This is a genomic window from Pseudofrankia coriaricola, from assembly GCF_032027725.1.
Taxonomy (GTDB): Bacteria; Actinomycetota; Actinomycetes; order Frankiales; family Frankiaceae; genus Pseudofrankia.
Map to the genome: position 1 here is coordinate 45,356 of NZ_JASNFO010000028.1, position 15,864 is coordinate 61,219.

Here is a 15,864-nt window from a genome sequence, read left to right on the forward strand (position 1 = left end):
CGGCCGGTACCGCCGGGACCGGCCGGCCGACGCGGCGGCCGCGGGGCCCGCACGGTCGACCTCGCCCGATCCGTGCCCAGACCGGCCAGGTCACAGCAGGCGCAGTTGCTGGCCGAGAGGACGCTGGCGGGGCGCCAGCTGGCCGGGGCGTCCGGACTCGCGGTCCAGCAGGGCCGGATCCAGGTCGGCGAGGAACGGGGACGGGGTCCGGGCCGAGGCCGAACCGGCGCGCCGGGCGACGTGGCTGAGGACCAGCCGGGCGCGCGCCCGGGTGATGCCGACGAAGAACAGCCGCCGTTCCTCGGCCTGCGGGCCGCGCGCCGCGTCCTGGTCCCGGTCGTCACCGGGGGCCGCGGCGGCGGCCTGCCTGGCCGCGGGCCTGCCCGGGCCGGAGCGGGTGCCCCAGCTCATGGGGAGCAGTCCGTTCTCGCAGCCGATGATGAAGACCAGGCCGAACTCGAGGCCCTTGGCCGCGTGCAGGGTCAGCAGTGAGATCCGGTCGGCCCGCGGATCGAGCGTGTCCGCCTCGGTGGCGAGCGACACCGACGTGCGGAACCTCGCCAGGTCCTCCCCCGCCGCCGCCGCGGCCGGGGCCAGCAGCTCCACCGCCAGTCTGATCTCCGCCTCCGACACCGACGGGTCCGTGGCGGAGCCGCCGGCGGGACCTGGCCGGGTGGCGCCCGGCCGCGCCGCCAGGTCCTCGGCCGCCAGGGCCGCGGCGAGGGCGGTACCGCGGGCGGTGGCCCGCTCGCCCGCGCGAGCCGCGGCGTCGCGCAGGGCTGCCGACACGGAGCGGGGCGGGGCGTCGTCATGCCCGCGCAGCTCCGCCAGCAGCGCGGCGACGCCGGGGGCATCGGCGAGTGGGCCATGGGAGCGGCGCTGGAAGGGAAAACCGCGCTTGGCGAGTGCCGCCATGACCGGCTCGGCCTGGCGCGCCGTCCGGTAGAGCACGGCGATGTCGGCGAACGAGAGCAGGCTGCCCGCGGAGCCGTCGAGCCCCGAGTCGAGGGCGTGGAACGACGTCCCGCCGAGTGCCTCCTCGATGGCGTCGACGACGGCGAGCGCCTCCTCGGCCTCCGTCGCGCACGCCCGCACGACCACCTTCGAGCCGCCGGGCCCGCCCCGGCGGCGGGGGTCCGGCCGGCTGGACGTGTCCTTCTCCCGCGCCGAAGCCGCGTCCGGGCCGTCGGGGTGGACCGCGACCAGCAACCGGTCGGGCACGAAGGTGGCCGGCGCGATCGCCGAGCGCGCGGCGGCGACGATGGTCCCGGTCGAGCGGTAGTTGCGGGTCAGTGACGCCCGCCGCGCCGTGGGGAAGTCCTGCTCGAAGCGCAGGAAGAAGCCGACGTCCGCGCCGCGGAACGAGTAGATGGCCTGGTCCGGGTCGCCGATGACGCACAGGTTGCCGTCCGGTGGGCACAGGACCCGCAGCAGCCGGTACTGCGCCTCGTCCACGTCCTGGTACTCGTCGACCCAGATGTGGCGGAACCGGCGCCGGTAGTGCTCCGCCAGCTCCGGCTCGGCCGTCAGCAGCGCGAGCGGCAGCGCCAGCAGGTCGTCCAGGTCGACGAGGCCATGCTCGCGCAGCGCGGCGTCGTAACGCGCGAGAACGCCGGCCAGCTCATCGCCGCGAACCGGCTCGCCGAGCGCCCGTAGGCGCTTGAGCCCGCCGATCCGCCGCTCGGCGGCCGCGCGGGCGGCCACCGTCGTGTCCCCGAGGGCCTCGGCGAGGAGCTCCGCGCGGATCGCCTCGTCGGCCACCTGGACGTCCGGCCCGCGCGCGAGCCGGACGTGCTGTTCCCGGATGACACGCAGCCCCAGCCCGTGGAACGTGGTCGCGGTGACGTGCCCGGCCTCCGGGCCGAGCATGCCGTCGAGCCGTTCGGCCAGTTCCTCGGCCGCCCGCCGGGTGAACGTCACGGCCAGGCACTCGCCGGCCGGGACGCCCCGTTCGCGCACCCGGTGCGCGATGGCATGTACCAGCGTCCGCGTCTTGCCGGTGCCCGGACCGGCCAGGATGACCAGCGGACCGTCCGCGACGGCCGCCGCGGCCCGCTGGTCGGGGTCCAGCCCGTCGAGAACGGACACGCCTCGTCCGGCTGCCGCAAGCCCGGTGGCCTCCAGCGTTGCCTGCTCGTGGCCGGTTTCCGGATCCGGGTCGGTTTCCTGTTCCTGGCTGGGGGGCGCCACGGCGGACTTCCGCGGGCGCTTCGCCTTGGGGGCGGCCACCGGCGAGTCCAGGTCGAACAGGGTCGCCTCTTCACCCGCCAGCTCACCCGGGGCGAACATCCGGATGACGCCGTACTCACCGTCGAAGCCGGCCTCGCGCACCACCTCACCACGGCGCAGCCGGCCGACGGCCTCGACCAGCTCGCCGGAGCCGACCTCGCCGATCGCGGCCAGCTCGACGTCGCCGAGGATGCCCAGCTCCGGGCCGAGCCGCTCTACGAGCGCGCCGACCTGGGCGGCGACCGCCTTGCTCTTCGGCCCCACGCCGAGGATCTCACCGACGATCTCCGGCAGCGCGACGAAGGAGCGGAACCGCCCCGCCGTCTCGGGGACGGTGGTCTGCTCGCGGTCCGCGAGCGCGTCGACGCGGTGCAGCACGCCGACGGTCAGTGGCTTGCCGCAGGCGGGGCAGGCGCCGCCGGTGGCCTTCGTCTCCTCGGGGGTGAACCGCACCCCGCAGGCGCGGTGGCCGTCGTGGTGGTACTTGCCCTCCTCGGGGAAGAACTCGACGGTGCCGGTGTAGCCGTCGCCGGTGCGCAGCGCCTCCCGGACGGCGAAGTAGTCAAGGTCGCAGGACAGCGCCGTCGCCTCACGGCCGAGCATGGGCGGCGAGTGCGCGTCGGAGTTGCTGACCAGGCGGTAGCGGTCGAGGCCGGAGATCCGCCAGAACATCTCCGGGTCGGCGGACAGGCCGGTCTCCAGGGCGAAGACCTCGTGGGCGAGGTCGCCATAGCAGTCGTCAATGGCGTCGAAACCGGACTTGGAGCCGAGAACCGCGAACCACGGTGTCCACACGTGCGCCGGCACCAGGTAGCTGGCGGGGTGGGACTGCAGAGTGATCTCCAGCAGGTGCCGGGAGTCGAGGCCGAGGATCGGGCGACCGTCGGCGGCGAGGTTGCCGATCCCGGCGAGCGCGGCGGTGATCCGCCCCGCCGCCTCCCGGTCCGGGGCGTAGAGCAGGTGGTGGACCTTGCGGGTCTTGTCGCCCTTCTTGTAGATCGTGGAGATCTCGGTGGACAGCATGAACCGGGTCGCCGTCCGGCACGACGCCGGCAGCCGGCGCAGTACGTCGCGCTCCAGGTCGGGCGCCAGGCGGAACAGCCCCGGCTCGGCCGGCACCAGCTTGTCCTCGAGCTCCTGTGCCCAGGCCGGGTGCGTGAAGTCCCCCGTGCCGACGACGCGGATGCCCTTCCGGGCCGCCCACCATGCAAGGTGCTCCAGGTCACAGTCCCGGCTGCACGCCCGCGAGTAGCGGGAGTGCACGTGCAGATCCGCGTAGAACGCGGGCCGCGTCGGCTCGCCGCGCGATCCCCCGCCCAGCCCGTCCGTATCCGGCAGCCCGCTCGTGTCACCAGCCGCGTCCGTCACCCCTGCTCCCGCCACGTCGCTCCAGACCCTCCCGACCGCCGACCCCCAGATCGCCGACCTCCCAGATCGGCTTCCAGACCTCCCCGATTGGCTTCGCCAATCGGGCAGGGACCCCGGATCCGGCAGGGACCCTGTCGCCGATCCGGCAGGGACCCTGTCGCCGATCCGGCAGGGACCCTGTCGCCGATCCGGCAGGGACCCTGTCGCCGATCCGGCAGGAACCCCGGTTCAGGGCGACCCCTGGCCAGGCCGGGCGGCGGACATTCTCCCCTGCCCCCGCGACAACGGCGGTGGCCCCTCGGGCCAAGCCACCCATGGACGACAGAGCGCGACGCGTCCGCCGGGCCCGTTCCCACCACCTTGCCCACCATCTCCCCACCGACAGCCCGCCGCACGGCCGCCGCGATCACGCCTCCCGAGGGCGATCGGTGAGCCGCGCGGTAGCCCGCGCGGAAGCGTAGGGGATTATTCGGAGCGGCCGGGCGCGGAGGGGTGATGACGACGGGACCGTCGGGGGAACAGGAGCGGTTCGCCATGCTCACCAACCGGTGCCACCGGCTGGTGCGGTTCCTGCATGAGGTGGCGCTGTCCCAGTCCGACCAGGTGGCGGCGGTCGAGGACAACCCACTGGTGGTGTGGCTCGCCCAGCTGCCGGGCGGCCTGTCACTGTTCGAGCACGCGACCGCGGGCGAGGTCGCGCTGGAGGCGCCGGCCGCCGCGGTGCTGCCCTCGCCGCCGCCGCTGCCGGACGCGCTGGCCGGCTGGGTGGTGCTGCCGGAGCCGGGCGACGTGCCGTCGGACTCGCCGCCGCTGCGCGAGACGAGTCTGCGCTCCCGCGCCGGCTGGCCGGACGGGATCCCGCTGCGGCCGGGCGGCCAGCCGGTGGTCGAGGGGCTCGCCGAGCCGGTGCGGCTCGTCGACCGTCCCGAGGTGCCGCAGGCCTACCAGGACTGGCTGCCCACCTGGCAGATCTGGGCCGCCCGGGCGCGGGCCGACGCGGACCGGCGCGCCCTGCACGGCGTGCTGCACGGCGTGGCCGGCCGGCTCGCGCAGGAGGGCGACGGGCTGGAGCTGGTGCTCGCCACCGGCCTGCTCTCCTGGCGCGCCCCCGACGGCCGGACGCTGCGCCGGCACCTGCTGACCACGAGGCTCGCCGTCGAGGTCGACCCGGTCACCTCCGCCATCCGGCTGCGCGTGCCGGACGGCATCGCCACCCGGCTCGAGGATGGCCTGCTGGACGGGCTGCCCGTCTTCCACGCCGAGCGCACGAACGCGTTGCACGAACGGCTGCGCGCCCGCCCGGCCGCGCCGCTCGGCGGCGAGGACGAGCGGTTGCTGCGCGACTGGCTGACGCTCGCGCTCGATGTCGGCCACGACGGGTACTCGGCCACGTGGCAGCCGCCCGGCCCGCCGAGCGACCGACCGCGCGTCGACCTCGCCCCCGCCCTGGTGCTGCGCGCCCGCGGCAGCGCGGCGCTGCTCACCTACTACGAGCAGATGCTCGACGCGCTGCGCGGCGAGGGCCGCCCGCCGCTCGGGCTCGTCCAGCTGGTGGAGACGCTGGAGGCCGACGAGCGGCTTGCCTGGCTCGCCGCCGAGGGCGCCGCCAGCCCCGGGCGGCTCTCCGACGACCCGCTGTTCCCGCTGCCGGCCAATCCGGAGCAGGCGCACGTCATGGAGCGGCTGCGTCACGACAGCGGCGTGATCGTCGAGGGCCCACCGGGCACGGGCAAGACGCACACCATCGCCAACCTGGTCTCGGCGCTGCTGGCCGAGGGGCAGCGAGTGCTGGTGACCAGCCAGAAGGCGCAGGCGTTGCGGGTGCTGCGGGACAAGCTCCCCGAGTCGCTACGGCGGCTGTGCGTCTCGCTCACCGACGCCGAGGACGCCCGGACCTCCGACCTCGCGGCGAGCGTGAGCGCGCTCGCCGCCGAGAAGGCCGCCTACCATCCGGACGGCCAGGCCCGCCGGATCGACGAGGCCCGCGATCGCCGCGACGCGGCGATCGCCCGCCGCGACGAGCTCGTGGCTGCCATTCAGGAGCTGCGCGCCGCTGAGGCCGTCGGTCACCCTGAACGCAAGGTCGCTCCGGGCTGGTCGGGGACACGGGGGGCGATCGCCGCCCGGCTCCGCGGCGAGCGCGCCGAGCACGGCTGGCTCCCGCTCCCGGTCCCCCGCGACCCCGCGGGCGGGCCGCCGCCCGCGCCGCTGACCGCCGAGGAGGCCACCGAGCTCTGGGCGCTGCTACGCGCCGGCGCCGGGACGGCGCCGGGTGACGGGACGGAGGCCCACAGCCAGAGCCCGACCGCGCCCGGCACCGGTGCCCCGGGCGAGTCCGTCGGGCCGGGCAGCGACGCGTTGGACCACGACATCGGCCTCGGCCCGGTGTCCCTGCTCGGTGTCCAGGCCCTCGAGCGGCTGCTGGAACGGGAGCGGGCCGCGACGGCGGAGGCGGACACCGCCTCCAGGGCCGCCTCCGGGTCGGCCCTCGGCGAGGTGGCCGCCGCGCTCGGCGTGCTTGACACTGTCGGCCTCGACCGGCTCACCGCCGCCGTCGAGGCCGTCACCCGGACGCTGGAGGAAGCGCGCCGGACGGCCCGGCGCGCTTCCTGGCTTCCGCGCGCGCTCGACGACGCGCTCGCCGGCCGCGACGGTGCCGTGTGGGGGAAGGTCACCTCCGCGGCGCCGGCACTCGCCGAGGCAACCGAGGCGCTCGGGACGCTCGGCCTGCATGCCGTCACGCTGCCGGCCGCCGCGGTCCTGGCCCCGGCGGGCACCGGCGACCCCCTGGCGACGCCGGCCGCGCGCATGCTCGCGGCCGGTGAGGCACTGCGCCGGCATCTGGATCAGGGCGGCAGCCTGCGCCGGATGTTCCGCTCCCAGGTCCAGAGGGACGCGGCCGACCTGCTCGCCGAGTCCACGGTCGACGGCCGCGCGCCCACCACGCCCAAGCTGTTGGACCTCGTGATCGCCCGGCTGCGCGCCGAGGTCGCGATCGACGCCGCCGCCAGGGCCTGGGCGCTCGCGGGTGTGAACGTCGGCTTCGGGCCCGGCGACGCGCGCGGGCGGGGCGAGACGGCCGGCTCATCCGCCGGGTCCGACGGCGGGGGCCGTCCCGGGCAGCTCGCGGGCCAGGACGCGGCCGGCGAGCCGGGTGGCGAGGTCGTGGCCCCCGAGATCCGGCTCGCCCGGCTCACCGAGGCGCAGGACGCGCTGGGCGCCGTCGTCGCCGTCCTCACGGCCCGCGACCAGGTCCACTCCCTGCTCGCGTCGCTGGGCACCGAAACCGGCGTGCACCTGGCCGGCCCGGGCCTCGGGAGCGGCCTGGTCGACCTGGGATCGGCCGACGCGTTGCGGGCGCTGGCCGGGGCTCTGGCACTCGCCCGGCTGCGGCTCGCCGCGGCCGAGGCCCGGGCGGAGATCGAGCGGCCGCGGGCCGAGGTCGAGGCCGCCGCGGACAGGAGCGGGTTCCCCGCCGAGCTGCGCCGGCTCGCGGGCACGCTCGCGGCCCGCGATCTCGCCGGCTACCGCCTGGCGCGCGACGGGCTGCTGGCCACGGTCGGCGCCCGGCGCGCGGCCGCCCGCCGCGAGGTCCTGCTCCGGCGGCTGAGGGGCGCCCACCCGGCACTGGCGGAACTGCTGCTCGCCCAGGCGGCCACCGGCACGGCCGGCCCGCGCGGCGCCCCCGAGCCCGTGGACGACGACGAATGGCGCCATCGGCTCGTGCGGTTCGAGGCCGCCTGGTCCTGGGGGCTGGCCGCCGGCTGGTTCACGGCCTCCCGGACTGGCCGAGCCGATCCGGGAGGAACCCCGGGCAAGGGCACCGCCCGGCGTGGCCCGACGGGCGATGCCGGCCGGGCACCCACCCCCGGCGCGGCTGACCTCGACGCCCAGCTCGACGCCGCCGAGGACGCGGTCGCCGCCACCACCGCCGAGCTCGCCGGCGCCAAGGCCTGGAAGCACTGCCTGGAGCGGATGGGCACCCGCGAGTCGGCCGCGCTGCGCGCCTACGCGGACGCGGTCGCCGCCGGCGGCCGGTTCGCCGGCCGGCACGCCGACCGCTACCGGCAGGCCGCCAGGGAGGCGATGGCGATCGCCCAGACGGGCGTGCCCGCCTGGGTCATGCCGATCGCCGAGGTGCTCGCCACCATCCCGGCTGTCCGCGACAGCTTCGACGTGGTGATCGTGGACGAGGGCAGCCAGGCCGGCCTGGACAGCCTGTTCCTCCTGTGGCTCGCCCCACGAGTGATCATCGTCGGCGACGACCGGCAGTGCGCCCCGGCGGCCGCGCCGGGCGACACGACGCGCGTCGCTCTCACCAGCGCCGACGGGGAGGGCCTGGCCACCGCCGACGACGATGGCCTGGACCCGATGTTCCGTCGCCTGGACGCGCTGCTGCCCGACCTGCCCGGCTGGCTGCGCGTCTCGTTCACCCCCCGGTCGAGCCTGTTCAGCCTGCTGCGGACCAGGTTCGGCGAGGTCATCCGCCTGCGCGAGCATTTCCGCTGCATGCCGGAGATCATCGAGTGGTCGTCGGCGATGTTCTACCGGGACGCGCCGCTGGTGCCGCTGCGCCAGTTCGGCGCCGACCGGCTGCCTCCGCTGCGCGCCCGCTATGTGCCGCACGCCTACACCACCGGCGCCGGCGCCGCGCTGCGTAACTCGGCGGAGGCGGAGGCGCTGGTCTCACAGGTCCTGAGCTGCGCGGCCGACCCGCGTTACGACGGGGCCTCGTTCGGCGTCGTCGTCCTGCAGGGCACCGGGCAGGCGGACCTCGTCCGCTCGCTGCTCGCCGCCCGGATGTCGGCCGCCGAGCAGCAGCGCCGCCGGCTGCGGGTCGGCACGCCCCCGGACTTCCAGGGCGACGAGCGCGACGTGGTGTTCCTGTCGATGGTGGTCACGCCGGACACGGCGACCCCGGCCCTGACCAGGCAGGAGTACCAGCGGCGGTTCAACGTGGCGGCCTCGCGCGCCCGCGACCAGATGTGGCTGTTCCACTCCGTCGGCCTCGAGGACCTGCGGCCGGACGACCTGCGGCACAGCCACCTCGGCTACGTGCTGGCCCGCAGCCGTGCCCAGGAGGCGGACGCCGACGAGCCGCCGCGACTCGACCAGGTGTCCCCGGACATCCCGCATCCCCGCTTCGACTCGCTGTTCGAGCAGCGGGTCTTCCGCGAGCTCACCGCCGCGGGCTACCGCGTGCTGCCGCAGGTCGAGGTGAACGGCCGGCGGATCGACCTGGTCGTCGCGGGCGGCCGGGCCCGGCTCGCGGTCGAGTGCGACGGTGACGAGGTCGGCACGCCGGCACAGGTCGCCCACGACTTCGCCAGGGAGCGCCAGCTGCGCCGCGCCGGCTGGCCGTTCTGGCGCGTCCGCCAGTCCGACTTCGAAAGTGACCCGGCGGCGGCGCTGGCCAGTCTGTGGCCGCGCCTGTCCGCCGCCGCCATCGGCCCGGCCGGTGGCCGGGCGGGAACGCCCGAAACGGGCCCCGCCGAGCGTGCGACGGCTGGCCCAGCCGGTGCCGAGCTCATCCCCTCCGCGGGCGTCGACCGCGCCGCCGCGCCCCAGGAGGCGACGGGTGCCGCCCTCGACGAGACACCGGGCGGCGCGGGCGGGGAGGCGGGCGGGCCGTCGAGCCCCGGCGGGGCCAGCCGGGCCGACCGGACGGCGGCCGTCCGCGCCGAGCCGAGCGAACTCGCCCGCCGGTGGTCCCCGATCACGCTGTCCGAGCTCGACGGCCTGGACGACGCCCCGGCCTGAGGCGCTCCCGTTGCCGGACGCTCCGCGCCCACAGCTGAGCGCATGGGATTTCTGAGGCTGGACGGCGGGCGCCCGCCGCCCAGGAACGGGCGATGGGCGTGGAGCGGTCAGCGGCCGGCGGCGGACGGGCTGTCGGGAGCTGGGCGCCCGGTTGCCTTGCCCGCGCCGCGCGGCGCGGGATCGCGACCTGGCTGCCGGGCTCCGGCCGCCCGGGCCTCGCCATGATCGCGCGACCTCTGGCCGATGACGCCCGCGGTCTGGCCTCCGGCCGCGCGGGCTTCGTCATGATCGTGCGATCGCTGGCCGGGCGGCGGGGGCGGGCGGGACGCGGCGGTGGCCTCCTGCCCGACCGGGACTGCCGGCGTGTCGCCGTCGGTGTCCTCGTCCTCGGCCTGGTCGTTCGGGCTCACGTCGGCCGGGTCCGAGCCGGGACCGTCGCCACCGGGCGTGCGGGCGCCATGCCCGTCGACCGGTTGCCCATCGACCGCGTGTCCGTCACCCGCGGACCCATCGACGGTGTGTCCGTCAACCGGTTGCCCGTCGACCGCGGACGACTCCTGCCCGTCGCCATCCGCGTCCGCGAGGCTGGCGCCGGCAGCCAGCGGGCGGGCGGTTCCCGCGCCCGCGGACGGGCGGCCACGGCCGCCGCCATGACGACCGATGGTGTCGCGGGAGCCGTTGTCCGAGATCTCGCTGTCGATCGCCGCGTCCCGGTCGAGCCCGTCGTCGTCCTCGGGCCCGACCAGCCGGCCGAGCGCGGCGCGCGGCAGCCGCGGCCTGGGCGGCGTCTCGCTGAAGTCGGCCCGCCGCAGGCGGCAGTAAGCGGTGTGCACGCCGTTGACGACCTGGCTGATCCCGAAGTCCGCCGCCGCCGTCAGGTAGGCGAGCGCGGCCGCGCGCTCCAGTCCCAGCCGGCTGGAAAGGAAGAGCACCGCCGAACGGGCGGCCCGCCGGACCGCCTCGGTGACGTCGACGTCCAGCCCCAGCGTGAGCCAGCAGGCCTCGGTCTCGACGAACGGCTCCCGCAGCGTCCCGAGTGCCGACCGCGCGGCTGGCTCGCGCAGGGCGGTGAGCCGGAACGTCGCCCGCAGCGGCCCCTCCAGCGCGGTCAGCCCGATCTTGCCGTCTCCCGCCGAGTAGTGCGGGTCCCCGACGGCGAAGAGCGCTCCGGGCACCTGCACCGGCAGGTAGAGCCTGGCACCGACTCCCAGCTCCCGGCAGTCCAGCGCGCCACCGTGCAGTCCGACCGACGTGGACGGCATCGCAACCGCCCCGCCGTCGCCGTCGGTACCGGACTCCGCGCCGGTTTCCACAGCCACCGCCATGATTCCCATGAACGGCATGAGCGGGAAACGCACCCGCGCGCCGCCGGCCGTCGACGCGTCGAGCGCGCCGAACAGCTTGCCGCGCCGGCGCTCGACCGCGCAGAAGCTGCTGACGGTCCGAAACCCGTGCCAGTGCCGGGAGTCGGCGTCGTCGTCCGGCGGCGGCCCCTCGGGAAACTCGCCGGCGAGCAGGCCCTGCCCGTGGCGGTTGGAGATGAGGCCGTAACGGGCCCTGGGCAGGAGCGACACGACCTCGATCCGCAGCACGTCGCCGGGCTCGGCGCCGCGCACGTACACGGGGCCGGTGACGATGTGCGGGCCGTCGACGCCGAAGCGGTGGGGCATCCCGGACGCCGCGATCGCCCTGGCGTCCTCGAGGACCTCCGCCGTGGTGACGCCGTGACGGCCGAAGAACGCGTCGGGGTCGCGGCCCTGGTCCTCCAGGATGCCCTCCTGGCTGACCGTGTCGACGGTGACGGTCGCGCCCGTGTCGACGGTCAGCACCGGCCTGGTGCGCGCCGTCGGCAGCTCCCCCCAGCGGACCGTCTCCGGGGTGGACGGCAGGTAGTGCTTGCCCTCGACCTTTCCCTTCCCTGGCTGCAGTGCCACCGGCGCCCTACCGTCGCCTGGTCCCGGCCCGCCCGCCGGCGTCCGGCGGGGCGCCGGGTACCGGCCCAGGGTGCGTCCGCGGCCTCGGCCTCGAGGCATGCGCGGCCGGCACCGCCGGGCGATACGGGCGGCAGGGGATGACGAGCGGCACGGCCGTCAGAGTCCCAGCGGGATATGACGGTCAGATGTCAGCGATGTTGCCATCGACGGCATCCGTCGTGACCTTGCCGGCCGAACGCCGAGGGTGCCGCCCGGATGGAACATCGGGAGCCGCCGGCTGCCGGGTGCGGGCGTCGCGCTGGACCCGCCGAGAGCAGTGGCGACCCGCTCCGGCGGGACCGGTCGTCTGGTGGTCCGCCCGGCGGCCGGGCGTCGCTCCGGCCGCCCACCTCGCCGGCCGTGACGCCGCACACGCGGCATCCGGCGACATCACGATGACGGCCGGAAATGACGACCGGGATCGCGGCGCCGGCCGAGGGCAACCGCGCCGTATCACCGGGCCCGCGCGCCGGGCCCCGTCGACCGCGCCGCGATGGCGGCCCCGGCATCGCGCCGCCGTTTCGCGGCGGAATTCAGCCGCGCCGGGCCGGGGTATTTCGACCGGACATCGCGCGCGAAGAAACGCCAGGAAAACAATGTCCCATACCGCGGAAACGGCGCTGTTCGTCCTCCCAGGCGGAGACCGCTCTCGCGCGCCGCCGGGGCGGATGGCCCGGCCATGAGCGGGTGGTCCGCGCACCCGCGGGCGACGATTTCACAAGGAACGCCGTATTCGGCGCGAGCGGTGTACACGGTCGGCGCATGACTGTCGGCGGGCCGCGAGGCTAGAGTGCCGGGCGTGCGCCCCTCCCCAGCCGCTCACTTTCGATGACGGGCGTTGTGGCCGATCTCGGCGAGTTCGGCCTGATCAGGGCGATCACCGCCCGGTTCCCCGGCGGCGACGGGCTGCTGATCGGCCCGGGTGACGACGCCGCGCTGCTCGCCGCGCCGGACGGCCGAGTCGTGGCGACCACCGACCTGCTGCTCGAGGGCCGGCACTTCCGGCGCGACTACTCGTCCGGGTACGACGTCGGCCGCAAGGCCGCGGCGCAGAACCTCAGCGACGTGGTCGCGATGGGAGCCCGGCCGACGGGTCTGCTGCTTGGCCTGGCCGCGCCGGGCGATCTCCCGGTCGCATGGGTGCTGCGGCTCGCCGATGGGCTGCGCGACGAGTGTGCCGAGGTCGGCGCCGTCATCGCCGGCGGGGACGTGAGCTCAGCGGACCGCGTGATCCTGGCGGTCACCGCGCTCGGCGACCTGGGCGGCGCCGAGCCCATCCGGCGTTCCGGGGCGCGCCCAGGTGACCGGGTGGTGCTCGCCGGCCGCCTGGGCTGGGCGCAGGCCGGCCTGGAACTGCTGGGCGCGGGCGCGGGCGACCCCGCCGAGCTGCTCGACGCCCACCGCCGTCCCGAGCCGCCCTACGCCGCCGGCCGGGCGCTGGCGGCCGCGGGCGCGAGCGCGATGTGCGACGTCAGCGACGGCCTGCTGGCCGATGCCGGCCACATCGCCACCGCGTCGGGCATCCGCGTCGAGTTGCGCTCGGCCGCCTTCGACATCGCCGAGCCGCTGCGCGCGGCCGCCGAGCGCCTGGCCGCCGACCCGCTGCGCTGGGTCCTCACCGGCGGTGACGACAACGCCTTCGTCGCCTGCCTCCCGCCGAGCTCCGCGCTGCCGGCCGGCGTGAGCCTGATCGGCGAGGTGACCGAGGGCTCCGGTGTCCTCGTCGACGGCACCCCGTATGAGGGCCCGCAGGGCTGGGACCACTACAGACACCCCTAAATGCAAGATCGCGCCCCAGCTGGGGCGCGATCTTGACGAAAAGCACCGGCCCGCCAGGTCGCCTCACGGGGCAAGGTCGCACGTAGCGACAATTTTTAGGTCCGGGGGCCATGATGCGGACCGGTACGGTCGTGTTAACGACGCAGGCCACAGGACTGTTCCCGGCGCGGGACGGCGGGGAAAAGGTCCCTACTATGCCCAATTTTCGTCACGTAGCGTCGCTCGCCTCCGCTCCCCTCACCGGCTCGGCTCGGCGCGTGGCTCGTGGCCGCGAGTGGGGAGCCGCGGTCAGCTGGCCGGGCGGGTGAGCGTGAGCGTGCCGACCGGGTCGACGCGCGCGGTCCAACCGGGGCGGACCAGGCAGGTGGCCTCGGTGAACTCGACGACGGCAGGCCCGGCCAGCGTGTCGCCCGGGCCGAGGGCCGCGCGCGCGACCACGTCGACCTCGTGCCAGCCCCCGCCCAGGTCCGCGTGGCCGGGCTCCTCGGGCACGCGGCCGGCGCCATCCGGGTGGTTGCCCAGCCAGACGCGGCGACGGATGCGCGCGGCGGCCGGATCCGCCGGCTCGGCGGCGAGCGCGGGGCGCAGGCCGGGCGCGGTGGCCACGAGCCTGACGGCGACGACCTCGACGTCCCGGCCGGGCGCCGCGTGCCCATAGCGCTGGGCGTGGGTGTCCTCGAAGGCCGCGCGCACCGCGGCGGCGAGCGCCTCGTCCGCGCCGGCCGGATCGTCCGCGTCGCCGGGCGTCGGCGAGCCGGCGGAGACGGTCAGCTCGTGTGCCTGCCCCACGTAACGGCAGTCCACCTGCCGTTCCAGCAGCGGGCCGTCCCCGCTCTCCCCGCCCTCCCCACCATCTCCGCCGCCGGAGCTCCGGGCCGTGGCCGACACCTGGCCGGCGAGCCGGCCGAAGGCGCCCGCGAGGTCCACGTCGCCGAGCCGCCCGCGCAGCGGCGCCGTGTGGTCACGGCGCACGTCACCGAGCGCGAGCCCCAGCGCGGACAGCACGCCCGCCGCCCGCGGCACCAGCACCATCGTCATCCCGAGCGCCTCGGCGAGCGCGCAGGCGTGCGTCCCGCCCGCTCCGCCGAACGCCACCAGCGCGAGCGCGCGCGGGTCGAGGCCACGTTCGACGGAGACCACCCGCAGCGCGCGGGTCATCTCGGCGTCGGCGACGGCGACCACCCCGGCCGCGGCGTCGGTCGCCGAGAGGCCGAGCCGCGCGCCCAGCCGCTCCAGCGCGGCCGTAGCCGCCGCGGCCGACAGCGTGACCTCCCCCCCGAGGCCCGCGCCGTCGCCGAGATAGCCGAGGACGAGGTCGGCGTCGGTCACCGTCGCCGCCTGCCCCCCGTGCTGGTAGCAGGCCGGCCCGGGATCGGCGCCGGCGGAGGCCGGCCCGACGCGCAGCGCGCCGCCCGAGTCGACCCAGGCGATCGAGCCGCCACCCGCGCTGACGGAGTGCACGTCGACCGTCGGCAGCATGATCGGGATACCGGCCAGCACCGACTCCGAGGTGGTCAGTGCCCGCCCGCCGAGCACCGGTGCGACGTCGGTGGACGTCCCGCCCATGTCGAATGTCAGCAGGTCGCGCACGCCGGACAGACCAGCGACGTAGGCCGCGCCGACCACCCCGCCGGCGGGGCCGGACAGCACGCAGGTGGCCGCGTGCGCCGCGGCCTCCGCCAGCCGCGCCACCCCGCCCGACGACTGCATCACGAGCGGCTCGCCGATGCCCACCTCGGCCAGGCGCCCGCGCAGCCGGGTGAGATAGGCGGAGAGCTTCGGCGTCAGGTAGGCATCCGCGGTGGCGGTGGCGAACCGCTCGTACTCGCGGAAGGCGGGCAGCACCTCGCTGGAGGCGACGACCGTCACCCCGGGCAGCCGGGCGCGCAGGCTCTCCGCCAGCCGCCGCTCGTGCTCCGGCCAGGCGAACGAGAACAGCAGGCAGACGGCGACGGCCTCCAGGCCGTCGACGGCGGCGACCTGGTCGACCACCCGGGCGATCTCGCCAGGGGTGAGGGTCTCCAGCACCCCGCCCGGGCCGCAGCGCTCACGCACCGTGAATCGCAGCGCGCGCGGGACGAGCGGGGCCGGCCGGTCCATGGTCAGGTCGTAGAGCGACGGCCGGTTCTGTCGGCCGATCTCGATGACGTCGCGGAAGCCATGGGTGGTGACCAGCGCGGTCCTCGCGCCCGCCCGTTCCAGCAGCGCGTTGGTGGCGACCGTCGTGCCGTGGGCGAACCGCTCGACCCGCCCGGCCGGCTCCTCGGCGCGTGCCGGGGCCGCCAGGCCGGCGAGCGCCGCCGCGGCGAACGCGGACAGGACCGCGATCGACGGGTCGGCCGGCACGGAGGGCACCTTCGCGAACAGCGTCCGCCCGTCCGGCGCGACGGCGGCGAGGTCGGTGAAGGTACCGCCGACGTCGATCCCCACCCGGTAACCCGGCAGGTCCGCCGCGCGTCGCCCGTCCGTCCTGGGAGCCGCCGCGGCGCCTCCCGTGCCTTCCCGCCTGCCCACCACCACGCCGGGCAGCGTCGCACGCCGCCGCCGGCACCGGGCGCGGGGATGTCCATCCGGGCCGCGAGCGCCGGCCCGGCCGGCCGGCCGGGCCGGCGGGAGGGATGGTCGTGATGCTGGGAAACTCACATCGGCCGCGCCCGAGAGCCAACGGGTAGCCGGTCAATCACGGCAGGCGATGACGGGCGCCCGCGATGGGTGGGACGGCCGGAACGCCACGCCGCCGATGCCGCGACGGATG

The 15,864-nt window shown here is 76.3% G+C and carries 5 protein-coding genes; 2 read left to right on the forward strand and 3 right to left on the reverse strand.

Going from position 1 to position 15,864, the window contains the following annotated elements:
- Positions 1–90: 90 nt before the first annotated feature.
- A complete protein-coding gene (locus QOZ89_RS16170; RefSeq protein ID WP_397428788.1) occupies positions 91–3,567 on the reverse strand; it encodes a UvrD-helicase domain-containing protein in 3,477 nt (1,158 codons plus the stop codon).
- Between the two features lie 525 nt (positions 3,568–4,092).
- On the opposite strand from QOZ89_RS16170, the gene QOZ89_RS16175 reads away from it, so the two are divergent.
- A complete protein-coding gene (locus tag QOZ89_RS16175; protein ID WP_312624153.1) occupies positions 4,093–9,357 on the forward strand; it encodes a PDDEXK-like endonuclease domain-containing protein in 5,265 nt (1,754 codons plus the stop codon).
- Positions 9,358–9,464: 107 nt separating this feature from the next.
- On the opposite strand, the gene QOZ89_RS16180 is transcribed toward QOZ89_RS16175, so the two are convergent.
- Entirely contained in the window at positions 9,465–11,291 is a 1,827-nt protein-coding gene (locus tag QOZ89_RS16180) for an acetamidase/formamidase family protein (RefSeq protein ID WP_083418945.1), read from the reverse strand.
- An 867-nt stretch (positions 11,292–12,158) separates the two neighbouring features.
- On the opposite strand from QOZ89_RS16180, the gene QOZ89_RS16185 reads away from it, so the two are divergent.
- Entirely contained in the window at positions 12,159–13,109 is a 951-nt protein-coding gene (locus QOZ89_RS16185; RefSeq protein WP_312624154.1) for a thiamine-phosphate kinase, read from the forward strand.
- Positions 13,110–13,397: 288 nt separating this feature from the next.
- On the opposite strand, the gene QOZ89_RS16190 is transcribed toward QOZ89_RS16185, so the two are convergent.
- The gene (locus QOZ89_RS16190; RefSeq protein WP_083418944.1) at positions 13,398–15,629 is read right to left on the reverse strand and encodes a hydantoinase/oxoprolinase family protein; all 2,232 of its coding nucleotides are present in this window, start codon (positions 15,627–15,629) and stop codon (positions 13,398–13,400) included.
- Positions 15,630–15,864: the final 235 nt, after the last annotated feature.

Coding starts and splice junctions, on each gene's coding strand:
- QOZ89_RS16175 (WP_312624153.1), top strand. CDS start 4,093: ATGACGACGGGACCGTCGGGGGAACAGGAGCGGTTCGCCATGCTCACC.
- QOZ89_RS16185 (WP_312624154.1), top strand. CDS start 12,159: ATGACGGGCGTTGTGGCCGATCTCGGCGAGTTCGGCCTGATCAGGGCG.